Annotated in this window: 6 protein-coding genes; 5 read left to right on the top strand and 1 reads right to left on the bottom strand. The window is 65.5% G+C overall.

Annotated elements, in window-relative coordinates; all coding sequences use genetic code 11:
- The first annotated feature begins 333 nt into the window (after positions 1-333).
- Positions 334-765 (top strand): hypothetical protein, encoded by a 432-nt coding sequence (locus J1M81_RS25685; protein ID WP_206499150.1) that lies wholly within the window; start codon positions 334-336, stop codon positions 763-765.
- Positions 766-955: 190 nt separating this feature from the next.
- Here J1M81_RS25685 and J1M81_RS25680 read toward each other — a convergent pair whose 3' ends face one another.
- On the bottom strand, positions 956-1,324 hold the full coding sequence (locus J1M81_RS25680) for an Lsr2 family protein (protein WP_206499149.1): 369 nt from the start codon (positions 1,322-1,324) through the stop codon (positions 956-958).
- A 422-nt stretch (positions 1,325-1,746) separates the two neighbouring features.
- Between J1M81_RS25680 and J1M81_RS25675 the strand changes: the two genes are divergently transcribed.
- From J1M81_RS25675 to J1M81_RS25660, 4 genes are all read left to right on the top strand, one after another.
- Positions 1,747-2,007, top strand: coding sequence for a hypothetical protein (locus J1M81_RS25675; RefSeq protein WP_206499148.1), 261 nt, complete (start codon positions 1,747-1,749; stop codon positions 2,005-2,007).
- A gap of 295 nt (positions 2,008-2,302) precedes the next feature.
- Positions 2,303-2,515 (top strand): hypothetical protein, encoded by a 213-nt coding sequence (locus tag J1M81_RS25670; RefSeq protein ID WP_206499147.1) that lies wholly within the window; start codon positions 2,303-2,305, stop codon positions 2,513-2,515.
- A 130-nt stretch (positions 2,516-2,645) separates the two neighbouring features.
- Positions 2,646-2,810 (top strand): hypothetical protein, encoded by a 165-nt coding sequence (locus tag J1M81_RS25665; RefSeq protein ID WP_157226253.1) that lies wholly within the window; start codon positions 2,646-2,648, stop codon positions 2,808-2,810.
- A gap of 87 nt (positions 2,811-2,897) precedes the next feature.
- A complete protein-coding gene (locus tag J1M81_RS25660; RefSeq protein ID WP_206499146.1) occupies positions 2,898-3,746 on the top strand; it encodes a hypothetical protein in 849 nt (282 codons plus the stop codon).
- The last annotated feature ends 228 nt before the right edge of the window (positions 3,747-3,974 follow it).

Here is a 3,974-nt window from a genome sequence, read left to right as displayed (position 1 = left end):
CGGCCCAGCCACGAACCCCGCGATCAACGTCGCCTGCGGCTGAGTCAAATCCCAGTCCATCAACGGACCCCACACAATTCCTCCCACGATCAACACAACAGGGACACCGAAGGCCAGCGACACACCACGAACCCACTTCATGCCTCGGCATCATGCCTTGCTCCAACATCACCCATGTTGGTCTGTCAACATTCCACGCCACCCCGACCACCGAATTCGTCCCATTGTTGCCGCGACACCGAGCGTGGCCGGTCTCCGTTGCTCCCGCACGGTCACCGGGCGAGCTCCTCAGGTGGGAGGTGGCCCGCTGGCCGGCGGCGACGCGCGTGATGCATTCCGCCTGGCGGTGGTGCCGGCCACCCTGCGGGCGTCCCTCCGAACCGAGCTCCGCTGCGCTCCGCACCGCGAAAAGACACCCGCCAGATCGTGGCGGTGTTGCGGGCCGAGGCAGGCCGCTCACCTTACGACCGACAACTGAGCGACCTCGTGGGCGAACTCTCCACCCGGAGCCAATATTTCGCGACACTGTGGGCATCCCACGATGTACGAGAACACCGAGACGGCATCAAGAAAATCCACCACCCGATTGTCGGACCGCTTGACCTGACCTACCAGAGCATGGACCTGGTATCCGATCGTGGCCTGCAGATGCTGGTGTTCACTGCCGCCCCGGGAACCACGTCACACGATCGACTCCAGCTACTCGCCAGCTGGGAAGCCACGGAGGCACCGCAGGTGCATTCCACCGCATCAGACATCCCCTGATCCGGCGACCGCACCGACGAAGACGGACGCCGAATTAGTCTCGTCTCGACGGCCGCGTGCTACGCCGCAGGTCTACGCCGTAGACCTGCGGCGCGCTAGGGGTTGCGAAGAAGATAGAAGCACTCGAGCTCCCCCGCTCGGCGCACCACCATCGGCACCCGCTCACGTCGACGCAGGCGGCTCACCGAAATCAGTGAGCGGCGTTGTACGCCTCTTCGATGTCGGCCGGAATCCGGCCACGTTCGCTGATCTCGTAACCCTGGTCGAACGCCCACTGCCGGATCGCCCGCGTCTGCTCCGGATCACGCTTGACCGATCCGCCGGCCGCTGTCACGGTCGACGCGGCAGCGGGGGAGGGCTTACGCTTGCGGCCACCGACCCGCGTCGCATGCCCGACGTAGTAGTCGAGCTTCTTGTGAAACTCGTTGGCGTTCTTCGCTTTCAAGTCGATCGAGTACTCGACGCCGTTGATCGCAAATTCGATCGTCTCGCCGGACTCGTCGTCGATGACCGACCCGTCGATATCGTCCACCAATTGGGTTGTCACTCGTTTGGCCACAGCAGGAAAACCTTTCATCGACACATTCGCAATGCGCAACCGCATTCGTCGTCTCGAGGATAACCAGCGTCGATATCCGCATTCTTCATCGACACGGTAATTGAGCTGCATTCGATTTCCCGCAGTCGGACCTATGGGCACAGTGAAAGCAATCCCGCCGGGTGCGCGGATGGACGTTTTTGGGCAGCCGTAGGCGTTGCAGTGCAACAGTATTCGAACGCGTGGGACGCGTCCGCACGTCCCCTTCGGGGCCGCCCCATATGGGTCACCATTTTGGTCGTACGAGTCGCCCGAGTCTGACATGCCGGGGACCCCGACCAGTCAACCCACGCTCCGCAAGCTCCGCTCTTCGGGGTTGACAGGCCACCCTCGTCATGTCGATCGGGGACGTCTCATCCGAACCTTTGGAAGGTGTCCCTGACATGAAGAACTGCGAACTGCTCAACGATCACCAGATCATCACCGGCCTCATCGGCGCAGCCGCGAATGCCCCCGCTGGGGAGCCGCGCGCGGCCCGGTGGGCCACCGAAGCGCTCGCGCTCGCCAGGGCAGTAGAGCTGCCCATCCTCATCGAGGAGGCCGAGGGAGTGCTCGGACGGATCGAGCACGACACCACCTGCGGGTGGTGCAACAGGCAGCCGGGAGCGGCCATCCCGGTCGGGTCCTTCTGGTGCACCCACTGAGCACCAGGCCCTCCGGGGTCCCGGTCCCACCACGGGGCCGGGCCCCCCTTTTTTTGCCTCCCAGATCGGAAGCTGTGCATCCGTGCGAGTGCACGTGTACCTGCCGGCACCACCTCGCCGCCTGCGGCGTCGCCCCATGTGGGTCACCAAAGGGGTCGTACGAGGACGCCGAGTCTGACATGCCGGGGACCCCGACCGGTCAACCCACGGTCGCAGGCTCCCTCTTCGGGGTTGACAGGCCACCCTCGTCATGCCCGATCGCTACGTCTCATCCGAACCTCGAAAGGAACTCGCCATGCTTCCAGATCGCCTCTCCGCCATCGCATCCGCCGCCCAAAACCGCGGCGCGACGATGGCCACCCACAACCTGGGTGGACTGCACGCGGACGTGCACCACGCCACGATATGGGGACAGTGGGTCGCACCCGAGCAGCTCGACACCCGGACCTGGGAATGCCTGCTCGGCAAACACCGCACCGACGAACCGATCCAGCCGCTCGAGCTCTAGCCGGACGGCCCCGCCCACACCGGGCGGGGCCACCACCCGTCCCGTCTGGCCCGGCCTCCACGCTCGTCCAGTCATTCACGCGAATGACTGTTGCCGGAACCAAGTCGAGCCCGGCGGCGTCCAAGCAGGTATGGACCACGACGAACGAGCCGCCATCCGAGGCGAGGGCCACGACCCCGACCACCCGACCGTTCTTCATGCCCTCGAACAGGTCAAATGCACCCTGCGTCTGTACCGGCACCTCGCCTGGACCTTCACAGCGGCCGACCTCGACGGCCACGCCGTTCCCCGCTGACCGACCTCACCAGCACATTCGACAACTCGAACGGGTGTTCGATACTCTGGCGGTAGCTCCCACCGGCACGGCGAAAGGTCGATCCACATGGCCACCGTCGACGCGATCGAAGACCTCACCGGACTCGATAAAGCCGCCCAGCTCGACGTCCTCCGCCGCCGGATGGCCACCGTCCCCGGCGGCCGCCGAGACCACGCGCCTGCCGATCTGCCCACTATCGCCGCGCCCGAACGGGTTCAACCCATCGATCGGGTCACGCCGGTCGTCGACGACGATCCGGAACCGCTCACCGGCGCTGTACGCGGCAAAACCCTTCGCACCATGCCAGTACCCCCGCTGCTCGCAGCTCTGCTCCCACGCCGAGCCCTGGCCCGCGGAACCGCCATCGCCGTCACCGGCGCCGGATCGATACTCGTCGCCCTCATCGCCGAAGCGTCCGCCGCCGGCCACCACGTCGCCCTCATCGGCCAACCGAGGTTGAGCCTGCTCGCCGTCCACGAACACGGCGGCAATCTCGCAAAAGTCCACCTCGTAGATCCAGGATCGACCGACCCTCTCGACGCCGCCTCGATCTGTCTCGACGGGTTGGATTTGGTCGTCACCACCGTACATGGTCGGGACGTACCGCCCACGCGCGCAAGGGCTTTGCTCGCCAGGAATCGTCGGCACGCGAGTGTGCTGCTGCTGACGGACGGGCACATGCCTGGCATCGATCTCACGATCGCCTCCACGGTCGCCGGTTACGGCGGGATCGAGCAGGGGAGGGGTCGTATCAAGTCGATCACCCTCGAAACCACCGTCCACGGCCGCGGGACGCCGCACCGCACCGGCCGCTACACCCTCACCGCCCCCACCTTCGGCGAGACAGGCCTGCGCTGGACACCCGCACCCGCCGCCGACCTCACCGTCCACCGACCCGTCGCCGTCGCGCAATGACCACCGACAACGAGGCCGGCATCTTCGACGCCTGGCCCACCACCTTCGAGCCACCCACCCGCAGCATCGTCGACCCACCCAAATCGGTGCACGTCAATATCTTGTAGACGGGGTTTGCCTCTGACCACTGTGCATCCGATTAGTATCCCGCTGTTTCGGGCCATCACCAACGAGGGTTCGACACCTGCCCGAATCACGCTCGGACCATGAGCTGCCGCTGTAGCGGAG

The sequence above is a fragment of the Rhodococcus sp. KRD175 genome, from assembly GCF_017168275.1.
GTDB classification, from domain to species: Bacteria; Actinomycetota; Actinomycetes; order Mycobacteriales; family Mycobacteriaceae; genus Rhodococcoides; species Rhodococcoides fascians.
Note: the sequence above shows the minus strand (reverse complement) of the source record. Positions and strands in the feature narration are given on the sequence as shown.